The following is a 20,748-nucleotide window of genomic DNA, read 5'->3' on the forward strand; positions in this document are numbered from 1 at the left end:
TCAACCTTTCCAGGCGGGGGATACGTGAGGTGCGTCAGACGCGGGGCGGTCCGCCACCGCGTTCTTCATTCACTCGTTATTGTTCTGTTTTGTTAAACGACAGTTAAGCAAAATCATATAAGTTTCTCCGATTCACGAACAGGTGACATGCAACACATACCCAGACGTGATCAGAATTACCGCAGAGTGAAGATTTACAAACTTTGCCGAACGTCGTTAACACCTCGCCCTGAGACGTCACGGGCGACGGCGGGGGTTCTCCCGCCCTGCCGCCCCTGACCTCCTGGACCGGTCCCCTGGGCACCCCGGCTCCACCCGGACCGGGCCCTCGCGCGCCGTCCTTCACAGATGCGGACAGACCCGAGCAGAGTCCGGTACGGCCAGGTCCTCGAACGTGCCCTAGTGGCCTGGCATCAGGTTACCTTCGCCCTGATCACGGGGGCTGACGCGGGGTCCCCCCGACTCGGTGATCTTGGCCTCTGCCATGCTCCCGGGCGCCCCCGGGCAGACCCCCGGGACGGCCTCCCCACCCGTCCCGGGACCTGAATATGTGCCCCGGGCACGAGGGTTCACACACCCGCCGGGCCGATGCCCGGACCTCCGACCCCGGGGCAGGGACGAACGGCCCGAACCAGCGGGCCAATTGACGGCCGAACAGGACAAAAGTCGACAGTCGGTAACCGTCATTCACCTGGGGTAAACAATGTGGGTGCGCATTGCCGAAAAACCCGGCCCGGCGTCAGGCCGGTGCGGGCCCGGAGGCAGAAGGGCCCCGAAGGGGCGGCCGGGGTTACTCGCCCTCGTCGACGCCGCCGGCGAGCAGCGGCTCCATCAACAACGACGGGTTGTCCCGCTCGATCACCCGCAACCGCCACTTGTTGTGCACCAGCACCAACAGCTCCCCGTCGTTGCGACGCTTGAGCACCTCCGCACCCGAGAGCGCGTGCAACACCGGAGCCGACTCCGCATCGGTACGCCGCGCCACCGAGTACTCCAACGGCGAGGCCTCGATCGGCGAACGGAACTCCTGCTCCATCCGGTGCCGCACCACGTCGAACTGCAACGGACCCACCGCCGCCAGCACCGGAGCCTGCTCACCCCGCACATCCGAGGTCAGCACCTGCACCACACCCTCGGCGTCCAACTGCGCGATCCCGCGCTGGAACTGCTTGTACCTGCCCGCGTCCACCGCACGAGCGACGACGAAGTGCTCGGGGGCGAAGCTGGGGATGGGCGGGAACTCGACCTTGGGGCCCTCGTAGAGGGTGTCACCCACCGCCAGAGCATGCGCGTTGACCAGCGCGATCACATCACCCGGATAGGCCGTGTCGATCGTGGAGCGGTCCGAACCGAACACCGCCTGGGTGTACTTGGTCGCGAACGGCCGCCCCGTCGAGGCGTGCGTGAGCACCATCCCCCGGTCGAACCGGCCCGAGGAGACCCGCACGAACGCCATCCGGTCCCGGTGGTTGCGGTCCATGTTGGCCTGCATCTTGAACACCTGCCCCGAGAAGGGCTGACCCACCGGGCGGGACTTCCCCTCCCGGTCGGCCTTGGCCGAGGGCGCCGGCGCCCGGCCCACCACCGTGTCCAGCAGCTGCCCGACCCCGAAGTTGGACAGGGCCGCGCCGAACAGCACCGGGGAGGACTCCCCCGCCATGAAGGAGGTGTGGTCGAAGTCGGCGCCCAGCGCCTCCAACAGCTCGATCTCCTCGGTGGCCTGCTCCCAGGCCTCCAGCTCCACCTCGGCGGCCTTGTCCGCGTCCAGGACCTCCTCGATGGCCTTGCTGGCGCCGCCCGGGGTGCGGGTCATCTTGGTGTAGGTCCCGCTGGTGCGGTCGATGAGCCCGCGGAAGTCGCCCGCGATACCCACCGGCCAGTTCAACGGGGTCGGACGCAGACCGATGCGCTGCTCGATCTCGTCCAGCAGCTCCAACGGCTCACGCCCGGGCCGGTCCCACTTGTTCACGAACGTGATCACCGGCATTTTGCGCGCCCGGCACACGTCGAAGAGCTTCAGCGTCTGCGGCTCCAGGCCCTTGGCCGAGTCCAGCAGCATGATCGCGCAGTCCACCGCCGAGAGCACCCGGTAGGTGTCCTCGGAGAAGTCCGCGTGACCGGGGGTGTCCACCAGGTTCAGCACCCGGTCGGCGTAGTCGATGCGCAACGCGGCCGAGGTGATCGAGATCCCCCGGTCCTGCTCCATCTCCATCCAGTCCGAGGTCACCCCCCGACGGTCGCCCTTGCCGTGCACCGCCCCGGCCGAGGAGATCGCCGCCGCGTGCAACGCCAGGGCCTCGGTCAGCGTCGACTTACCGGCGTCCGGATGCGAGATGACCGCGAAGGTCCGCCGCCGCTCCGCCTCGTGAACGACCTCTGACTCCTGCTTGGTCGCACCCGCCGTGTCCGCGCTCATCTCCGCTGTCCGCCCCGCCTCGTGTGCTGCCCTGTTTTCGGCCCCGTCCAGCCTACGCGCGCCGGGGTGTGCGCGGGACGCGCCCGGAGGGGCCCCTACCGGTCCCTGTCCACGGCCTCGACGACGCGCCGCAGCAGTTCCGAACGCTCCACCCCGTGCGGGTAGACCGCCACCAGGACCCGTTCCCGGCCTCCCCCGCCACCAGTCCCGGGACCGGGCCCGCCGAGCATGGGCGCCGCCAGCTCACCGACCCTGTCCATCGCCTGGTCGAACCGCTCCCACACCCGGTCGCCATCCGGGTCCCGCAGCCACCCGCGCAGCACGTGGTTGTGCGCGGCGATGAGCGCCGCCGAGACCACCTCGACCTCCAGGGACGAGCGGTCCCCGCCCGCGCGCTGGGCCAGGTAGTGGCTGAACGCCGCCTGGTACCGGGCGGTCATCGCCACCTCCCGGTCCCGCAGCCGCGGGTGCGCGCGCACCAGCCGGTACCGCGGCACGGTGATCTCCGGGTCGCGGACGTACCCCTGGAAGACCAGGCGCGCGGCGGCGACCACCGTGGGCAGCGGGTCGTCCGGGGAAGCCTCCATGTACCGCACGACCGTCTCGAAGAGCTCGTCGTGCTCGGCGAAGAGGATGTCCTCCTTGGAGCCGAACCTGCGGAAGAGGCTCCTGCGGCTCACCCCGGTGGCCTCCGCGACGCCCTCCATCGTGGTGGCCTCGAACCCAGCCTCGGTGAACAGTCCCACCGCCGCCAGCACCACCTCCCGGGTCTCCCGCGGCGGTGCGCCCCGCACCGCGCGCCCACCTGTCGCGCCCATGGCTTCCTCCTCCCGCCGGGTGACCCGACCTCTGGCGAAGGTAGCCGAACCCGTCGGTGTACTTCGCCCGTTTCACCCCCTACTCTGGCACTGAATGCCAGACATAGGCACCTAGTGCCAACTACCGGGGATCGTGCACTTCCTCGGGGAGGGAAGAACATGAGCGACTTCGACCTGTTCAAGACCAACGAGGAGCACGAGGAGCTGCGCGAGGCCGTGCGCTCGGTGGCCGAGGACAAGATCGCCCCGCACGCCGCCGAGGTGGACGAGAAGTCGGCCTTCCCGCAGGACGCCCTCGACGCCCTGGTCGCCACCGACTTCCACGCCGCGCACATCGCCGAGGACTACGAGGGCGTGGGCGCCGACGCGCTCGCGACCTGCATCATCATCGAGGAGGTCGCCCGTGTGTGCGCCTCCTCCTCGCTCATCCCCGCGGTGAACAAGCTCGGCACCATGCCGCTGATCCTGGGCGCTTCCGAGGAGGTCAAGCAGCGCTACCTGACCCCCGTGGCGCGCGGCGAGGCGATGTTCTCCTACGGCCTGTCCGAGCGCGAGGCCGGTTCCGACACCGCCGCCATGCGCACCCAGGCCGCCCCCAAGGGCGACGACTGGATCCTCAACGGCCAGAAGTCCTGGATCACCAACGCCGGTGTCAGCGACTACTACACCGTCCTGGCCGTGACCGACCCCGAGGGCAGGCGCGGCCGCAACATCTCCGCGTTCGTCGTGCACGCCGACGACCCCGGCTTCACCCTGGGCGAGCCCGAGCGCAAGCTCGGCATCAAGGGCTCCCCCACCCGGGAGCTGTTCTTCGACGACGTCCACATCCCCGGCGACCGCATCGTCGGCGCCCCGGGCGAGGGCCTGAAGATCGCGCTGCGCACCCTGGACCACACCCGCGTCACCATCGGCGCGCAGGCCGTCGGCATCGCCCAGGGCGCCCTGGACCACGCCGTGGCCTACGTCAAGGAGCGCAAGCAGTTCGGCAAGGCCGTCGCCGACTTCCAGGGCATCCAGTTCATGCTCGCCGACATGGCCATGAAGCTGGAGACCGCCCGCCAGATGGTCTACGTGGCCGCCGCCAAGTCCGAGCGCGGCGACGAGGACCTGCCCTTCTACGGTGCCGCGGCCAAGTGCTACGCCTCCGACGCCGCCATGGAGATCACCACCGACGCCGTCCAGCTGCTGGGCGGAGCGGGCTACGTCAAGGACTTCCCGCTGGAGCGCATGATGCGCGACGCCAAGATCACCCAGATCTACGAGGGCACCAACCAGATCCAGCGCATGGTGATGGCCCGCCAGCTCCTCAAGTAGGCCGAAGACCCCCGGGCCCGGCTCCGCGGACCCGGAACGGCGAACGCCCGCCTCCCCTCCCGGGGGGCGGGCGTTCGCCGTTCCGCCTCAGTTCAGGGACTCCCGGGCGAACTTGGCCATCGGGGCGGGGTCCCGTCCAAGAGCACGGCGGACGTCGTCGGTGACCACGGCGGCCCGGCCGTTGGCGATAGCCCGGAACCGCTCGTTGAGGGTGTCCACGTACCGGTCCGACCAGCCGATGTCGGTGGCGCGGAAGTAGAACCCGGCCTCGTCCACCTTCTTGTACCGCCACACCGGGCTCTCCGTGCCCTTGGTCATCCTGACGACCTCGCGGAAGGTGACGGCGGCGGGGCCGGTGAGCGTGTACTCGCGGCCGTGGTGCCCCTCCTCGGTGAGCGCGGCGACGACGGTGTGGGTGACGTCCCGGGCGTCCACGAAACTGACCGCCGCGTCCTTGGGCAGCGGCAGCTCCAGGCGCCCCTTGCGGGAACGGGCCAGACGGGCGAAGACCCCTTCGGTGAAGTCCTGGTCCAGCCAGTTGGGGCGGACCACGGTCCAGTGGTCGAACAGCTCCCGGACCCGGCGCTCCAGCACGCGCTGTTCGGAGTCGGGCGGCCCGTTCTCGGTGCCCATCGCGGTGGTCAGCACGGCTGTCCGGACCCCCGCCGCGACCGCCCTCTCCAGGAAGGCTCCGACCCGGTCGGTGAGCCCGCTGGCCATGGGGACCGTCACGAACAGCCGTTCCACGCCCTCCACCGCCGGTTCCCAGCTGGTGGTGTCGGTCCAGTCCAGCCGTACCTCGCCGTCCCTGGAGGCACCGGCGGCCGGCAGGCCGCGCCTGCGCAGTTCGGTCAGGACACGTCGGCCCACCTGTCCGGTGGCGCCGGTGACCAGTGTGCTCATTCGGGTGATCCCCCAGGTTCACGCGCGAGTGCTCCGCCTGCTGACGGTACCCACTCCCGCGAGCGAAACAGGCGCGCGACGCCGCATCGGCCCGGCGCACCGCTCCGTCCCGCCACCGGGCGGGGGCCCGGTCACAGCCCGGGTAGGGGGGCTCAGGCGTGGCGCGGGGCGGAGGGCAGCGCCTCCGCGGCCACCACGAGCACGACCCCGCAGACCGCCAGGCCCAGGTTGGCCAGCAGGGCGTTCTCCTGGAGCACGGTGACGTTGCGGACGACGAGGCGGTTGAAGGCGTTGAGCACGACGCCGAGGACCGGCTGGGTCCAGAGGTGGTCGACGGCCCCGCTGACCCCCATGAGGGTGATGAGGGCTCCCAGGCCCTGGAGGAACTTGCGCATACGCCGAACCTAGGAGGCGGAGCCCCCTCGCCGCATCGGCCGAAGGCCAGCCCCGGCCGAACCCAGGTCTACCGCTGCCACCTGCGGTGTTCGACCAAAGTAGGGGACCGCCCGTCCTTGGTACCGCGCCGCCTCGGGGAGGCCCTGTCGGGTGCCCGCCGCTCGTAGACTCCGAGCGATGAACGACACGGCCACTCCCCCGGAGCGACAACGGCGCAGCGTACGCGACTGGATCGTGGACGCGCTGATGTTCCTGATCGCCCTGGGGTTCGGGCTGCTCGGCTCGGTGACGTTCCCCGGCGACCCGCCTCCCCCGCCCCGGCCCGAACTGTTCACCGTGGCCGACCAGCTGGTCGCCCTGGGCGGTTGCACGGCCCTGTGGTGGCGGCGCCGGTGGCCGGTGCGGATCGCGGTGGCCCTGGTGCTGCTCTCCGCGGTCTTCCCGTTGGTCGGCGGTGCGATGCTCGCCGCCCTGTTCTCGTTGTGCGTGCACCGACCGCCCAGGGTGGGGCTGTCGGTGCTGGCGCTGAGCTTCCTGGCCTCCCTGGTCAACGTCACCATCCACCCCGAAGGCGGCGCGCCCTTCCTGGTGATGTTCCTGCTCGCAGCGGTCTTCCAGGGGGCGGTCGCCGGCTGGGGGCTCTCGGTCCAGCACCGCCGCCAGCTGTTCGACTCGCTGCGTGAGCGGGCGGTCCACGCCGAGACGGAGGCCCGGCTGCGCGCCGAACACGCGCAGCACCGGGTGCGCGAGTCGATCGCCCGGGAGATCCACGACGTCCTCGGGCACCGGCTGTCACTGCTCAGCGTGCACGCGGGCGCCCTGGAGTACCGTCCGGACGCCTCGCCGGAGGAGGTGGGCCGGTCCGCGAAGGTGATCCGGGAGAGCGCGCACCAGGCACTCCAGGACCTGCGCGAGGTGATCGGGGTGCTGCGCGCCCCCGTGGGCGAGCTGCCGCAGCCGACCATGGCGGACCTGGCCCAGCTGGTCGCGGAGGCGGGTGTGGCCGGAGCGGGCGTGGAGTTCGTCGAGGAGTACTCCGGGACCGTCCCCGAACGGACCGGGCGCACGGCCTACCGGATCGTCCAGGAAGCGCTGACCAACGCCCGCAAACACGCGCCCGGCGCCCGCACGTCCGTGCGGGTCTCCGGGGGTCCGGGCCGGGGCCTGAGCGTGGAGGTGCGCAACGGGCCGGCGGAGCGGCCCGCCGCGACCGCCTCCGAGGGGCCGGGGAACGGCCGGGGCCTCGTGGGGCTGAGCGAACGGGTGTCCCTCGCCTCGGGCCGGCTGGAGTACGGGCCGGCCGGCGATGGTGGCTGGAGCCTGTCCGCATGGCTACCGTGGCCGTCATGAGCGAAGCGGCGCGGGACCGGGACCGGCGGATCGGTGTGCTGATCGTCGACGACGACGCACTGGTGCGGGTCGGTCTGGTGATGATGATGGGCGGCGCTCCGGACGTGAGCGTGCTGGCCGAGGCCGAGGACGGCGGCGAGGTCCTGGACCTAGTCGCGCGGCACTCGCCCGACGTGGTCCTGATGGACATCCGGATGCCCACCGTGGACGGGCTGACCGCCACCGAACGGCTGCGGGCGCTGCCCCGACCGCCGGAGGTGCTGGTCCTCACCACCTTCGACGCGGACGAGCACGTACTGCGCGCCCTGCGCGCGGGGGCCGCCGGTTTCCTGCTCAAGGACACCCCGCCCGAGGAGATCGTGGAGTCGGTCCGGAGGGTGGCGCGGGGGTTCCCCGTGCTGTCGCCCAACGTGACACGGCGGCTGATGGACCGGGTCGCCCACGCCGACCACAGCGAGCGCGCCGACCGGGCACGCGACCGCCTGGCCGTGTTGAACGCCCGGGAGACCGAGGTGGCGGTGGCGGTCGGCGAGGGCCGGTCGAACGCGGACATCGCGGCACGGCTGTTCCTGAGCGTGCCGACCGTGAAGACGCACGTGTCCAGCATCCTCACCAAGCTGGACCTGAACAACCGGGTGCAGATCGCCCTGCTGGTGCACGACGCGAACATGCTCGGCGGGGACCGGGACTGACACCCCCGGAGGCCTCCCCCGGGACGGGCGGGCCCGTGGGGCTCCGGTCGGCCGTACCGTCAGTCGGCGGGCTCGAAGGATTCCGAGATCCGGTCCAGGAGGTCGTGGTTGTAGTCCTGGGGCTCACCGCTCGTCAGGAACAGCGCGTACCCGGTGTCCTCGGTGTGGAAGCCGCGGTTGATCGCGTGCATCTGCCCGCCGTCCCCGGAGTAGGTGAACTCCCAGTCGGCGGCGCTGACGTAGTCCTCGGCCCATTCGGCGTCCACGTCCTCGATCCCGATGAGGGAGTAGCCGCCGAAGTTCTGGCTGCCGGTCGGCTCGAAGTCGCGCCAGTCGTCCCCGGCGTCCGGGTTGGGGTTGGACGTCTGGTCGACCAGGAGGTAGCCGCCGTCGGGGTTGTGGAAGTAGACCATGTGGTCCCGGCGCTCGAGTTCCCAGTCCTCGGGGACGTCGACGGAGAAGCCGCTGGGGTCATCGTGGCGGACGAGGAAGTCCCACTCCTCGTCCTCTTCGTCCTCCTCCGGGCCCTCTTCCTCCGGTTCCTCCTCCCCGGTCCCGGCCTCCTCCTGCTCGGCGGCCCCCTGGCCGCCGTCGGCCCCGGCCCCGGGATCACCGGTGGGATCGGCCGCGGTCTGTTCCTCGCTGGAACCGGCCAGCCCGGCGTCCGGACCCCCCGGACGGTTCATGCTGACGAACAGCGTGGTCGCGGCTGCGCCGGCCAGCAGGACCAGGGCGGCCGCGACGACCATGAACGCCCGTGTCCGGGAACCGGCCGCCCTCTCGCGGGTGCGCCGGGGGACGTCGGCGGGCGGCGGGGTGCCCGGCGCGGACCCGGCGGCGCTGACCACCCGGTTCACCGTGCCCTGGCCGGTGACCCTGTTCCACTCCGGTTCGGCGCCGGGGCCGGCGCTCTCCTGCGGGGAGCCGGCCGTGTCGGGGGCGGGAGCCACCGCGGTGGTGGTCGTCCCTCCGGCGCCGCGGACCTCGCGCAGGAGGGCCCGGACCTCGGCGACCGAGGGGCGGTCCTCGGGGTCCTTCTCGCACAGCGCTTCGAGGACGGGACGGAGCGCGCCCGCGTTGGGCGTCTCCGGCAGGTCCTGGGTGACGATGGCGGTCAGGGTGGCCATCGGGGTGGGCCGGTCGAAGGGCAGACCGCCCTCCACCGCCTGGTAGAGGGTGATGCCCAGCGCCCACATGTCGGAGGCGGGTGTGGCCGAGCGGCCGTGCGCGATCTCCGGCGCGAGGTAGCTCGGCGAACCGATCAGCAGCCCGGTGCTGGTCAGGTGGGTGGAACCGTCCAGGTGGGCGATACCGAAGTCGGTGAGGACGGCCCGGTCGTTCCCGGCGATCAGCACGTTGCCCGGTTTGATGTCGCGGTGCACGATGCCCCGGTCGTGCGCTTCGGCGAGCCCCGCGGCCATCTGCTCGCCGATGTCGGCGACGCGGCGTACCGGCAGCGTCCCCTCCTCGCGGATGATGTCGCCGAGGGAGGGCCCGCGTACGAGCTCCATCACGATCCACGGGCGCCCGTCCTCCTCCGCCACGTCGAACACCGTGATGATGGCCGGGTGGCTGAGCTGGGCGGCGCTGCGGGCCTCGCGGAGCATGCGGGTGCGCAGGACGTCGACCTCGTGCGAGGGGAGGTTCGGCGGTGTCGTCAGTTCCTTGACCGCGACCGTCCGGTCCAGCAGGGTGTCCGTCCCGCGCCAGACCCGGCCCATACCTCCCGCGCCGATGACCTCGTCCAGGCGGTACCGGTTGGCCAGGACACGGCCGGGCTCGGCTTCCGAACTGTTCATGTGTGCGCGCAATCCTCTTCGGGGGAGGGGCCCTTCCGGGGAGGAGGGCTGAACCGGGGTTGGGACAGGGCAGGGGGTCGTGGGGGACCCTCCCGAGTCTAGGGTGCGTCCCGCGGACACATACTCTGCTGCGCGTCGCCCCAGTGGCACTTGCACTGCGTTCTCATCAGTCGACAGCCAAACCCGGGCGGGCCCCCGCTGTGCGACACTGCCGAGCTTGCGAGGCAGGGCACAGTAGGGGCACTCCTTCTTCGGCCTTGTGCCAGCACCACTGGATACGCCGCTCGCAACGAGCAGCGCCCACAGAACACACCCTAGGAGCCCGAACCCGCCCCTCGGTGCTCCCCCGAAGGTGCCAACAGTGTCCCCATGACCGGACAGAACCACCCGAAACGCCCCTGAGATGCGAAGATCCCGCCGGGGGACGCCGAAGCATCCCACGACGGGACCGGGAAAACCGGGCGTGTCCCGAAGGACTCCGGTGAGCGCCGCCGGAGCGGGGTCAGCGCAACCGGACCGGGAGGGCCTCCACCCCCGCGGAGATGATGGACGGCGACTCGGCCAGGTCGGCCCCGTCCACCGCGACGTCGAGCCCGGGGAAGCGTTCGAACAGGCGCGGCAGGAGCTCGTTGACCTCCATCCGGGCCAGGTTCGCCCCCAGGCAGTAGTGCCGCCCGTGGGAGAAGGCCAGGTGCGAGGTGTCCTCCCGGGTGATGTCGAACTCGCCCGCCGTGGAGCCGTGGCGTTCGGGGTCCCGGCCCGCGGAGGCGTAACCGAGCATCAGCGCCTCGCCCTTGGGCAGACTCACCCCGGCGAGCTCCATGTCCTCGGTGGTGTAGCGCATCGGCACGTACTCGCCGGGCGGGTTGAGGCGCAGCACCTCCTCGATCGCCTCGGACCACTCCGCCTTGCCCGCGACGATCATGTCGAGCTGGTCGCGGTGGCCGGTGAGGAGTCGCACAGCGTTACCGATGAGGTTCATCGTGGTCTCGTAGCCGGCGCTGACGAACAGCACCAGGTTCCAGATGAGCTCGTCCTCGGTGAGCTTGTCCTCCTCGTCGCGGGCGGCGATGAGGGCGGTGGTCAGGTCGTCTCCGGGCTCGGCGCGTTTGGCCGCCACCAGCCCGGTCAGGACCGCCCACATCTCGAAGAAGGTCGACATCGCCTCGTCGGGCGTGACGCTCTGGTCGAAGAAGACGCCGACGAGCCTGTGCAGCTTGGGCCGGGTCTCCTCGTCCAGCCCGAACAGGTCACTGATCACCGTGAGCGGGAGCGGCTGCGCGACCAGGGACCTGAGGTCGACGACGCCGTCCTCGCTCTGCCCGGCCGCCCGCTCCAGGTCGTCGAGGAGTGCTTCGACGATGCCCGTGACGGCCGGGCGCAGCTGCTCGACGCGGCGCGGGGTGAACGCCTTGGACACCAGCCTGCGCAGCCGGGTGTGGTCCTCCCCGTCCTTGGACAGCATGTTCTCGTTGATGATCCAGGAGATCAGCGGCCAGTCCGGCGGGACCTCGCCCTCGTTGAACGCCCTCCAGTGCCGCTTGTTCTTCTGGATGCGCGGATCGGCCAGCGCGTCGCTGACCGCCTGGTGGGAGGTCACGACCCACGCGCCAACCTGACCAGGAAGTTCGACAGGGACGACAGGGGCGATGTCCCTGAGGTGGTCTGCCTGGGCGCTGATGTTTCCGGGGGCGAGTCGGATGCGGTCCAAGGTGTTCCTTCCACTGGGGGCCGGGGTGCGGCGGGAGGCTGCGGGGGGAATCCGACCGGGAGTTCGACCGGGATCCAGGACAGGGCCGACAGGTGCCAGCGCAGGTCCTGGGGAGGTACCGCCAGGTGCAGTCCCGGCAGCCGGTCCAGGAGGGTGCGCAGCGCGATGATGGTGATCGTGGTGGCCTCCTCCCGCGCCGGGCAGCGATGGGCCCCGGCGCCCCAGGCCACGTGGGCGCGGTTGCTCGACTCCGCCATCTGCTCCGCGTTCTCCTCCAGGAAGAAGCGGTTGGCGGCGGCGAAGCCCAACAGGATCGGCGCGCCCGCCTGGATGGTGCGGCCGCCGCCGATCGGCACGTCCGCCCTCGGGTAGATGACGGGGTAGTTGGTGATCGGCGGATCCTGCCACAGGACGCGGTCGACGGTGTCGGCGAGGACGGTCGGGGAGGGCGCACCGCCGCTCGCGGTGTTGGGGTCGGCGAGGACCGCCCGCACCCCGGCGCTGATCAGGTTGGCGGTGGGCTCGTTGGCCGCGGCCACCAGCAGGAGGAGCTGCATGATCACCTCCTCGTCGCTGAGCGCCGCCCGGTGCTGGATCAGCCGGGTGGTGACGTCGTCGCCGGGTTCGCGGTGCTTGGCGGTGACCACCTCGGACAGGGCGCGCTCGGCCTCGGCGTTCGACTTCTCCGCGTCGATGCCGAGCCAGAGGTTGCGCATGGCGGCCGCGAAGCGCATGCTCTGGTCCCGGTCGAAGCCGAACAGCTCGTTGATGACGAGCAGCGGCAGCATCCGGGCGTACTCGTTGAGGACGTCGGCGCGGCCCCGTTCACAGAACTCGTCGATGAGGCCGTCCGCGTACGACCGGGTCACCTCGGTCAGGCGCTCCGAGCCGACCGCCCCGAGGCTGTCGGTGATCGCCCTCCGGTAGCGCTGGTGCTCGGTGCCGTCGGTGAAGAGGGCGTTCGTGCGGGGGGCCATCATCGGCAGCACGGACGCGTCCGCGTCGATCCTGCCCTCGCGGAAGTCCTTCCACAGGCGGGCGTCGTGCCCGAACGCGGTGGTGTCCCGGCTCCAGGAGATCAGGGTGGTGTAGTCGGTGACCAACCACCCGTGCACGCCGGGTTCCAACTCGACCGGGACCACCGGCCCGTGTGCGGCGCGCATCTCGGCGTACACGGCGTAGGGGTCCGGGTGCGGTTCGTCTCGGTACAGCTTGGCGCGGGGGCATCCGGATGTCACGGGGGACCTCTGTCGTGCGGGGGCGGTTAACAGGTGCGGGTCGACCGTCCTTCGGTTGGCCACCGGCGTTCAGCCGGTCCGGGTCGGGGCGCGGACGGGCCGCGCGCGTCGCGCGGAGCCCCACGGGGCGGAGCTCCGCGCAAACCCTAGCGGCCGAGGTCCCGCAGGGCGAGACCTGGGCCACACCCGGCCAGAGCGAGCGGGCGGGCACCGGTGGTGCTCCGCCCGCCCCGGACGGGCCGCGCCCGGCCCCTCCGGCCCCCGCGACCCGCCCGCTCCCTGCTCAGGCCGCCTTCCTGCTCAGGCCCCCTTCCTGCTGATGCTCCGCCTCCCCCGCACCGGGGTGTCGCCCACCGGGGTGTCGCCGTCCGCGTGCGGGGCGTCGGAGGGGACCGTTTCGTTCAGCGGGCGGAAGCGGCGCAGGCGCTGGCTGTTGCTCACCACGAACACGCTCGACAGGGCCATCGCCGCACCGGCGAGCATGGGGTTGAGCAGCCCCATCGCGGCCAGTGGCAGGGCAGCGGTGTTGTAGGCGAACGCCCAGAACAGGTTGCCCTTGATGGTGCCGAGGGTGCGCCGGGACAGCCGGACCGCGTCGGCGGCCGCCCTCAGGTCCCCCCGGACCAGGGTGAGGTCGCTGGCCTCGATGGCCACGTCGGTTCCGGTGCCCATGGACAGCCCCAGGTCGGCCTGGGCGAGCGCGGCGGCGTCGTTGACCCCGTCGCCGACCATCGCCACCGTGCGCCCCTCGGCCTGGAGCCGGGTGACCACGTCGACCTTCTCCTTGGGCAGGACCTCGGCGATGACCTCCTCGATCCCCACCGTGTCGGCGACCGATCGGGCCACCGCCCGGTGGTCGCCGGTCAGCAGGATCGGGGTCAGTCCCAGAGCGCGGAACTGGCGGACCGCCTCGGCGCTGGTCGGCTTGACCGTGTCGGCCACCTCCAGCACGCCCCTGGCCCGACCGTCCCAGCCGACCGCGACGGCGGTGCGGCCCTGGGCCTGGGCCGACTCCAGTGCTCGGGCCAGTTCCTCCGGCAGTTCCTGCGACCACTCCGCCAGGAGTGCGGCCCGGCCCACCAGGACGGCGTGGCCGTCCACGAGGCCCTGGACGCCCCGGCCCTCGATGTTGGCGAAGTCCTCCGGATCGGGGAGGTCGCCGACCCGCGCCGCGGCCCCCGTGGCGATCGCCCGGGCGATGGGGTGTTCGGAGGCGTTCTCCAGGGCTCCGGCCAGCCTGAGGACCTCGTCGGCGTCCTCGCCGCGGGCCTCGGTGACGCCGACCAGGGCCATCTTGCCGGTGGTGACGGTGCCGGTCTTGTCCAGCACGACGGTGTCCACCCGCCGGGTGCTCTCCAGCACCTCCGGGCCCTTGATCAGGATGCCCAGCTGGGCGCCGCGCCCGGTGCCGACCATCAGCGCCATCGGGGTGGCCAGCCCGAGAGCGCAGGGGCAGGCGATGATCAGCACGGCGACGGCGGCGGTGAAGGCCGCTCCCGCCGGGTCTCCGGCGCCGAGCCAGAAGCCCAGGGCGGCGACCGCGATCATGATGGCGACGGGGACGAACACCCCGGCGACCCGGTCGGCGAGCCGCTGCACGGCCGCCTTGCCGTTCTGTGCGTCCTCGACCAGGCGCGCCATCTGCGCGAGCTGGGTGTCGGAGCCGACCCGGGAGGCCCGCACGACCAGGCGGCCGCCCGCGTTGACGGTGGCCCCGACCACGGCGGATCCCGGTGCGACCTCGACCGGCACGGACTCACCGGTGAGCATGCTCATGTCGACGGCGGAGGTGCCGGACTCGACGGTGCCGTCGGTGGCGACCTTCTCCCCGGGACGGACCACGAAGCGGTCGCCGACCGCCAGCCGATCCACGGGGACCAGTTCCTCGCGGGCCGCGGCGCCCTCGCCCCGCAGCACGGTGACCTCCTTGGCGCCCATCTCGAGCAGGGACCGCAGGGCTGCGCCCGCCCGGCGCTTGGACCGCGCCTCGAAGTACTTGCCGAGGAGGATGAAGGAGGTGACGCCCGCCGCGACCTCGAGGTAGATGTTGGCCGAGCCGTCGGTGCGGGCGATGGTGAACTCGAAGGGGTGGGTCATGCCCGGTGTCCCGGCGGTGCCGAGGAACAGGGCGTAGAGGGACCAGAGGAACGCCGAGGTGACGCCCAGGGAGACGAGGGTGTCCATGGTCGCCGTGCCGAGCCTGAGGTTCTTCCACGCCGCGGTGTGGAAGGGCAGGGCGCCCCAGACCACGACCGGCGCGGCCAGGGCCAGGGAGGCCCACTGCCAGTGGGTGAACTGCAGGGCCGGGACCATCGCCATCGCGATGACCGGAACGGACAGCACGATCGAGATGAGCGCCCGGTTCCACAGGGCCTGGGCGGGGTCGGCCGGGTCGGCCTCCTCCTGCCCCTGCTCGGACTCGGATCGGGGCACCGTGGCGGTGTAACCCGCCTTCTCGACCTGGGCGAGGAGGTCCTCGACCGGGACAGCCGGGCCGTCGAAGGAGACCCGGGCCTTCTCCGTGGCGAAGTTGACGGTGGCGCTGACGCCCTCCATCTTGTTGAGGCGTTTCTCCACCCGGTTGGCACAGGCCGCGCAGGTCATCCCGCCGATGGCCAGTTCCACCGGCTCCACCGCGGCGGACGCCGTCTTGCTGGTACTCATATGCCGCTCCAGGCTCGGTCAGTGTTCGGCACTGTCGCCGCCGTCGTGGTCCTGTTCGCCCTCCGCGGGGAGCTCCGTGCCCTCCGAGTGCCCCTCGGGCCACTCCGGCAGGACGGGGCCGGCCAGGGAGCCGGCCCCGAACGCCGCGGCGAACACGACCACGAGACCCACGGCGTAGAGCCCTAGTTTCGTGGCCACACCCATGTCAGCCGGCCACCTCGTAACCGGCCTCGTCGATGGCGGCGCGCACGGCGGAGTCGTCGATCTGCCCCTCGCCGGTGACGGTCACCTTCTTGCTCTCCAGGTCGACCTGTACGCCGGTGACGCCGGAGACCCCGCCGACCTCCTCGGTGACCGAGTTGACACAGTGCCCGCAGGTCATGCCCTCGACGGTGTAGACGGCGGTGCTGGCCATTCCTGCCTCCTGGTGCGATCTGCCGCGCTGGTTCGCGCGGTCGGTTCCAACGGGGCCCAATATACCCCCCAGGGGTATATTTCTGTCAAACCCCCACGGCGCCCCGCCACCGGAACGCGCTCGCCACGTTACCCCAGGGGGGTACCAAAAAAGGGCAAAGCCCCCACCAGCACAGGACAGCGGGACACCGGCCCCGCGCCCGGGCACCGCCCCCGCACAGCGGAACGGGCCCCCGCGGCGCACGCGGGGACCCACGGATCATCGGACATCAGGGCGGAAGCGGCGGCGACGACACGCCAGGAAGGGGGAAGGAGGCTCGGAGGTATACCCTCCCCCCGTTTATGGGGAACGCTCCCAAGGGCGCGTCACTCCGCCTTGAGAGCGAGTCTGGCCACCACCCTCTCGCTCGTGTGGTGGCCCTGGACGGTGAAACCGGCCCGGCGGAACATCTCCACAGTGCCGGTGTAGACCTCGGCACTGGGCGCACGGCCGCCCGCGGTGTCCACCGGGTAGGCCTCCAGGACACGCGCGCCTCCCGCACGCGCGTACTCGATCGCCCCCTCCAGCAGCCGGCTGCCCAGTCCGCGCCTGCGCCTGCGCGGCGGCAGCCAGAAGCACACCAGGGACCACACCCCGGGCTCGTCGGGATCGGCCGGGCGCAGGGTCCGGGAGCGGGACAACCGGATGAAGTCCTCCCGCGGGGCCACGGAGACCCAGCCGCACGGGCCGTCCCCGTCGTAGGCGATCAGCCCCGGAACGCGCCCGTCCAGGGTGAGTCGGCGCAACTCGTCCTTGTTGTCCAGACCGCGTATGGAACGGTCACACGAGACGCTCGCCGTGTGGTCCTTGGCGCGTCTTCGGAAGAACGTGCACCAGCAGTGCCCGTACGCTCCGGTCGGTCCGAACAGGTTCTCCAGGTCATCCCACCGCTCGGCGGTGGCGGGCTCGATTGAGACGATGGACATCGGACTCCCTCGCGAGGCACAACTCTGACCGCCACAACTGTGATCCAGCACACTAGCGGTGATCCGCTGTGACCGAAAGAACACGGATGCGTGAAAGCTCCTACTGTTAGCGATTTGTGCGCTTCTCCGGCGGGAGCGGGCACCCCCGTGGACAGCGCGGGGCGCGCCCGGACCAGCCGGACGCGCCCCGTCTCCCCTCGTCCCAGGGTCAGGAGGAGGTCTGTTCCCCCGCCGCAGAAGCGGCCTTCTCCTCGGGGTCCCAGCACTCCACCCCGCGCAGGTCGGGCATCCGGTCCCGGGTGAAGACCGGGTCCAGCCCCTGCTTGCGCTGTTCGGTGTAGTCCTTGAGCAGCCGGAACGCGACCGCCGCCAGGGGTGTGATCGCCACCAGGTTGACCAGCGCCATCAGACCCATGGTCGTGTCCGCCAGCGTCCAGACCAGGTCGATCGAACCCAGCGCGCCGAGGAAGGTCGCCGTCAGGAACAGCACCTTGTAGACGAGCATGGCGTTGGAGCTGTTGGTGAGGTACTCCAGGTTGGACTCGCCGTAGTAGTAGTTGCCCAGCACCGACGTGAACGCCACCAGGACGATGATCAGGGTCATCAGGTGCATCGACCACGGCCCGAGCATCGCCGTGACCGCGTGCTGGGTCAGGTCCGGCTCACGGACCCCGTCCAGCGTGCCCTGGTAACCGAGCAGGATGATGAACGCCGTCATCGAGCAGACCACCAGCGTGTCGAAGTAGACGCCCAGGGTCTGGACCAGCCCCTGCTTGACGGGGTGGGAGACCGAGGCGCTGGCGGCGGCGACCGGGGCCGAGCCCAGGCCGGCCTCGTTGGAGAACATGCCCCGGCGCACGCCCTGGATGATCACCATCGCCAGACCCGCGGCGGCGAACTCGCGGACACCGAAGGCGTGCTCGACGATCAGCGCGAACATGGCCGGGATCTGCTGGTAGTTCATCACCATGATGACCAGGCCGAGCACGAGGTAGGCCAGGGCGAAGGACGGGATGAGCGCCTGGGCGGTGTGCGCGATGCGGCGTACACCGCCGAAGATCACCAGTGCGGTAACGCCCACCAGGACCGCGCCGACGACGACCGGGAGCAGCCAGCCGTCGCCGCTGACCGCGTTCGCGGTGGAGTTGCCGACGGCGCCCACGATGGTGTTGCTCTGCACCGCGTTGAAGACCATCGCGAAGGTCGCGAGGATCGTGATCGAGAACAGGACGCCGGCCCAGCGCGCGCCGAGCCCGCGCTCCATGTAGTACGAGGGGCCGCCCCGGTAGCCGCTGCTGTCACGGACCTTGTACAGCTGGGCGAGGGTGGACTCGACGAAGCTGGCCGCTCCGACGATCAGGGCCATCATCCACATCCAGAAGACCGCGCCCGGACCGCCGAGCGAGATGGCCACGGCGACGCCGATGATGTTCCCGGTGCCGATACGGGCCGCGGCCGAGATCATGAACGCCTGGATCGAGGAGACGGCCTTCCTGCCGTCCGGAGCGATCTCCGGCTTGCTCCTCAGCACCCGGAACATCTCCGGGAGGAGGCGGACCTGGACGATCCCGGAACCGATGGTGAAGTACAGGCTCACCACCACCAGCAGCGGGATCAGGATCCAGGACCAGAAGATCTCGTTGTTGAAGAACGCGATCGCCTCGGTGAGGCTGGCGCCAAGTGTTGTTGCCTCATCAGCGAGTAACACGGGAGTGGGGCTCCTTTGCTCCGACGAATAACCGCCAGATCATGCCCACATAGTGGGACGAAACACCATTTGTCGCACGCTGTGGCCGGATGGTGATGTTCCCGTTAGTCCCCGTGCCCCCGTTCAGCCCGTGTGGACGAGGTCCGCGTAGTCCGGGTTCCGCTCCAGGAAGGCCTGGGCGAACGGGCAGATCGGCACGATCTTCAACCCCCGGCCCCGGATGTGGTCCAGGGAGTCGCGCATGAGCGCGCTGGCCACGCCCTTGCCCTCGAACGCCGGTTCCACCTCCACGTGCGGCAGGGCCAGAACCCCCTCGGCGATCAGGTGGTAGGCGGAGAAGCCGACCACCTTCCCGTCCGCGCTCACCTCGTACCGAGACCGTTCCGGAACGTCGACGACGGACAGATCCATTGCCACTACCCCCGATTCGAGTGTGTCCCGCACACGTGGTGTGCGCTTGGTGGGCCCCACAGGATGCCACGTTCCCACATCGGCCCCCCGCGCACACCCCGGGGTACGTGCGCCGGTCCCGCTCAGTGGCCCGCCCGGTACGGGTCGGTGATCCCGCCCGGGCAGGCGAGGGCGTCGACGTCCCAGCCGAGCCGCGTCGCCCCGGCCCGGTAGGCGCTCTCCAGGAACTCCAGGACCGCCGCACGCGGGTCCGGCTGTTCGCGCGCCTCGGCGTACCGCAGCAGCGCCAGGTGCCCGTGGCCGCTGGGCACCCACTCCGCGGCCGGGCTGAGCGGTTCCGAGGTCAGCCCCTCGGGTTCGGGCGCCGCGTAGGCGTAGAAGCAGGGTTCGGGGACGTTGTCGTCGCCGAACCAGAACCCGAAGCTGACCACCTCGCGCGAGTAGGCCTCGCGCACCAGGCCGCCCGACTCCTCCGGCTGTTTGACCGAGTGCTCCGAGAAGCGGGTGAGCGCGATGTCGAACGTGTGCCAGAAGTGGTGCACCGGGCTGGTCTTGCCGGAGAACCCGGACGCGAACTCCTCCAGCAGCAGGTTCACCTGGCTCAGGACCTGCCAGTACCTGGTGGCGTGCTCGGGCACGTACACGGCGTGCTCGTGGTCGTCCACGAAGAGCCGTTCGGCGTCCGGCAGGTCGAAGGGGCGCGCGAGCGGGATGCTGCCGTCCACCCCCAGGCTGTCCAGGGCCGACTGGAACCGGAGGTAGAACGAGGAGACGCTGTGCCCCCGCAGGGGGAAGGCGGCCGTGTCCCCGTCCAGGTTCGACGCGACCAGCTGGTGCCGGACGAAGTCGAAGTCCACCGTGAACACCGGGTTGCCGTCGACGAACCCCATCGGCCGGGAGGTGATCCCGCTTCCGGTGAGGTGGAAGGGCACGTGCCACCAGTGGTTGCGGCGGGGGCTGTGGCTCAGCCGGACCTTGCCGACGATCTGTTCGAAGCGGTGGACGGTTTCCTTGGTCTCGTGCCACTCGTCGAGCGGGAACGACGGGAACAGCTCCATGACGACGGTTCTCCTCGGTGCTTCCGGAACGGGTCGGGGTGGCTCTGGGGTCGGACGGAACGGGTACGGGGCCGGTCCGGGACGATCCGGGACCGGTGCGGGACGGTGCGGGACGGTGCGGGACCGCGGCCCGGTCACCAGCCCCGACGGGTGGCCCGCTCCGCCTGACCGGCCCCCGCGGGGTGCTGGTCGCGGGAACGGTAGAGGACGTAGGGGCGGAACAGGTAGCCGACCGGAGCGCTGAAGGCGTGCACCAGCCGGGTGAAGGGCAGCAGCGTGAACAGGGCCAGGCCCATCAGCGCGTGCAGCTTGTAGGGGGCCTCGGCCGCGGCCATCGCGGCGATGTCGGGCTGCAGGACCCAGATGGACCGGAACCACGGCGAGACCGTCTCCCGGTAGTCCTGGGTGTGCCCGCCCGCGAGCTCCACACCCGCGAAGTAGACGGTCATCCCCAGACCGGTCAGGATCGCCAGGACCAGGACCGCGTACATGAGCTTGTCGTTGCGGGTGGTGGCGCTGAACACCGGCCCGGTGGTGCGCCTGCGCCAGATCAGCAGGGCGATCCCGGCGAGCGTGCAGAAACCGGCGACCAGCCCGAGTGAGAGCGCCGTGACGTGGTAGAGCGTGTCCGGGACCCCGAGCGCGCGCGTCCACGTGTCGGGCACCAGCAGCCCCACCACGTGGCCGACGATCACCACCAACAGGCCGAAGTGGAAGAGCGGACTGCCGATCCGCAGCAGCCGGGACTCGTACAGTTCCGAGGAACGGGTGGTCCAGCCGAACCGGTCGTAGCGGTGGCGCCACACCAGCCCGCCCACCACGAGCACCAGCACCGCGTAGGGCAGCACGCCCCAGAGCAGGAGGTCCGCCGGGCCGAACCCGCTCATCCC

18 protein-coding genes are annotated in these 20,748 nt (G+C 70.9%); 3 read left to right on the top strand and 15 right to left on the bottom strand.

What is annotated here, in order from left to right:
- Nucleotides 1–790: 790 nt before the first annotated feature.
- Nucleotides 791–2,416: a peptide chain release factor 3 gene (locus tag AC0VYD_RS24265; RefSeq protein ID WP_475477633.1), complete on the bottom strand. Its 1,626-nt coding sequence runs from the start codon at nt 2,414–2,416 to the stop codon at nt 791–793.
- 95 nt (nt 2,417–2,511) lie between these two features.
- Nucleotides 2,512–3,234: a TetR/AcrR family transcriptional regulator gene (locus AC0VYD_RS24270; protein ID WP_475477634.1), complete on the bottom strand. Its 723-nt coding sequence runs from the start codon at nt 3,232–3,234 to the stop codon at nt 2,512–2,514.
- A gap of 159 nt (nt 3,235–3,393) precedes the next feature.
- Here AC0VYD_RS24270 and AC0VYD_RS24275 point away from each other — a divergent pair, with 159 nt between their 5' ends.
- The gene (locus AC0VYD_RS24275; RefSeq protein WP_475477635.1) at nt 3,394–4,548 is read left to right on the top strand and encodes an acyl-CoA dehydrogenase family protein; all 1,155 of its coding nucleotides are present in this window, start codon (nt 3,394–3,396) and stop codon (nt 4,546–4,548) included.
- Nucleotides 4,549–4,635: 87 nt separating this feature from the next.
- Here the strand turns inward: AC0VYD_RS24275 and AC0VYD_RS24280 are convergent, their stop codons facing one another.
- A complete protein-coding gene (locus AC0VYD_RS24280; protein ID WP_475477636.1) occupies nt 4,636–5,451 on the bottom strand; it encodes an NAD(P)H-binding protein in 816 nt (271 codons plus the stop codon).
- Nucleotides 5,452–5,603: 152 nt separating this feature from the next.
- Nucleotides 5,604–5,846: a hypothetical protein gene (locus AC0VYD_RS24285; protein ID WP_475477637.1), complete on the bottom strand. Its 243-nt coding sequence runs from the start codon at nt 5,844–5,846 to the stop codon at nt 5,604–5,606.
- A gap of 178 nt (nt 5,847–6,024) precedes the next feature.
- Here AC0VYD_RS24285 and AC0VYD_RS24290 point away from each other — a divergent pair, with 178 nt between their 5' ends.
- Nucleotides 6,025–7,197, top strand: coding sequence for a sensor histidine kinase (locus tag AC0VYD_RS24290; protein WP_475477638.1), 1,173 nt, complete (start codon nt 6,025–6,027; stop codon nt 7,195–7,197).
- Nucleotides 7,176–7,889, top strand: a complete 714-nt coding sequence (locus AC0VYD_RS24295; protein ID WP_475477639.1) for a response regulator transcription factor — start codon at nt 7,176–7,178, stop codon at nt 7,887–7,889. The genes AC0VYD_RS24290 and AC0VYD_RS24295 overlap by 22 nt, the downstream gene beginning before the upstream one ends.
- Before the next feature lie 59 nt (nt 7,890–7,948).
- Here the strand turns inward: AC0VYD_RS24295 and AC0VYD_RS24300 are convergent, their stop codons facing one another.
- The 11 genes from AC0VYD_RS24300 to narI form a co-directional block, all read right to left on the bottom strand.
- On the bottom strand, nt 7,949–9,688 hold the full coding sequence (locus AC0VYD_RS24300; RefSeq protein WP_475477640.1) for a serine/threonine-protein kinase: 1,740 nt from the start codon (nt 9,686–9,688) through the stop codon (nt 7,949–7,951).
- Between the two features lie 502 nt (nt 9,689–10,190).
- Nucleotides 10,191–11,288, bottom strand: a complete 1,098-nt coding sequence (locus tag AC0VYD_RS24305; RefSeq protein WP_475477641.1) for a cytochrome P450 family protein — start codon at nt 11,286–11,288, stop codon at nt 10,191–10,193.
- The gene (locus AC0VYD_RS24310; RefSeq protein ID WP_475480361.1) at nt 11,285–12,574 is read right to left on the bottom strand and encodes a cytochrome P450 family protein; all 1,290 of its coding nucleotides are present in this window, start codon (nt 12,572–12,574) and stop codon (nt 11,285–11,287) included. The genes AC0VYD_RS24305 and AC0VYD_RS24310 overlap by 4 nt, the downstream gene beginning before the upstream one ends.
- A 363-nt stretch (nt 12,575–12,937) precedes the next feature.
- Nucleotides 12,938–15,301 (bottom strand): heavy metal translocating P-type ATPase, encoded by a 2,364-nt coding sequence (locus AC0VYD_RS24315; RefSeq protein ID WP_475477642.1) that lies wholly within the window; start codon nt 15,299–15,301, stop codon nt 12,938–12,940.
- A gap of 18 nt (nt 15,302–15,319) precedes the next feature.
- A complete protein-coding gene (locus AC0VYD_RS24320) occupies nt 15,320–15,505 on the bottom strand; it encodes a hypothetical protein (RefSeq protein WP_191267404.1) in 186 nt (61 codons plus the stop codon).
- Between the two features lies 1 nt (nt 15,506).
- A complete protein-coding gene (locus tag AC0VYD_RS24325; protein WP_191267406.1) occupies nt 15,507–15,716 on the bottom strand; it encodes a heavy-metal-associated domain-containing protein in 210 nt (69 codons plus the stop codon).
- A 365-nt stretch (nt 15,717–16,081) separates the two neighbouring features.
- Nucleotides 16,082–16,681 (bottom strand): GNAT family N-acetyltransferase, encoded by a 600-nt coding sequence (locus AC0VYD_RS24330; RefSeq protein ID WP_475477643.1) that lies wholly within the window; start codon nt 16,679–16,681, stop codon nt 16,082–16,084.
- 208 nt (nt 16,682–16,889) lie between these two features.
- A complete protein-coding gene (locus tag AC0VYD_RS24335; protein ID WP_475477644.1) occupies nt 16,890–18,389 on the bottom strand; it encodes an alanine/glycine:cation symporter family protein in 1,500 nt (499 codons plus the stop codon).
- 123 nt (nt 18,390–18,512) lie between these two features.
- A complete protein-coding gene (locus AC0VYD_RS24340; RefSeq protein ID WP_473037788.1) occupies nt 18,513–18,800 on the bottom strand; it encodes a GNAT family N-acetyltransferase in 288 nt (95 codons plus the stop codon).
- A 122-nt stretch (nt 18,801–18,922) separates the two neighbouring features.
- Complete coding sequence (locus AC0VYD_RS24345) at nt 18,923–19,858, bottom strand: DUF5996 family protein (RefSeq protein WP_475477645.1); 936 nt, start codon at nt 19,856–19,858, stop codon at nt 18,923–18,925.
- 134 nt (nt 19,859–19,992) lie between these two features.
- Nucleotides 19,993–20,745 carry a respiratory nitrate reductase subunit gamma gene (gene narI, locus AC0VYD_RS24350; protein ID WP_475477646.1) on the bottom strand — a complete coding sequence of 251 codons (753 nt, stop codon included), beginning with the start codon at nt 20,743–20,745 and terminating at the stop codon, nt 19,993–19,995.
- Nucleotides 20,746–20,748 lie beyond the last annotated feature (3 nt).

The sequence above is a fragment of the Nocardiopsis sp. iso_40 genome, assembly GCF_056173285.1.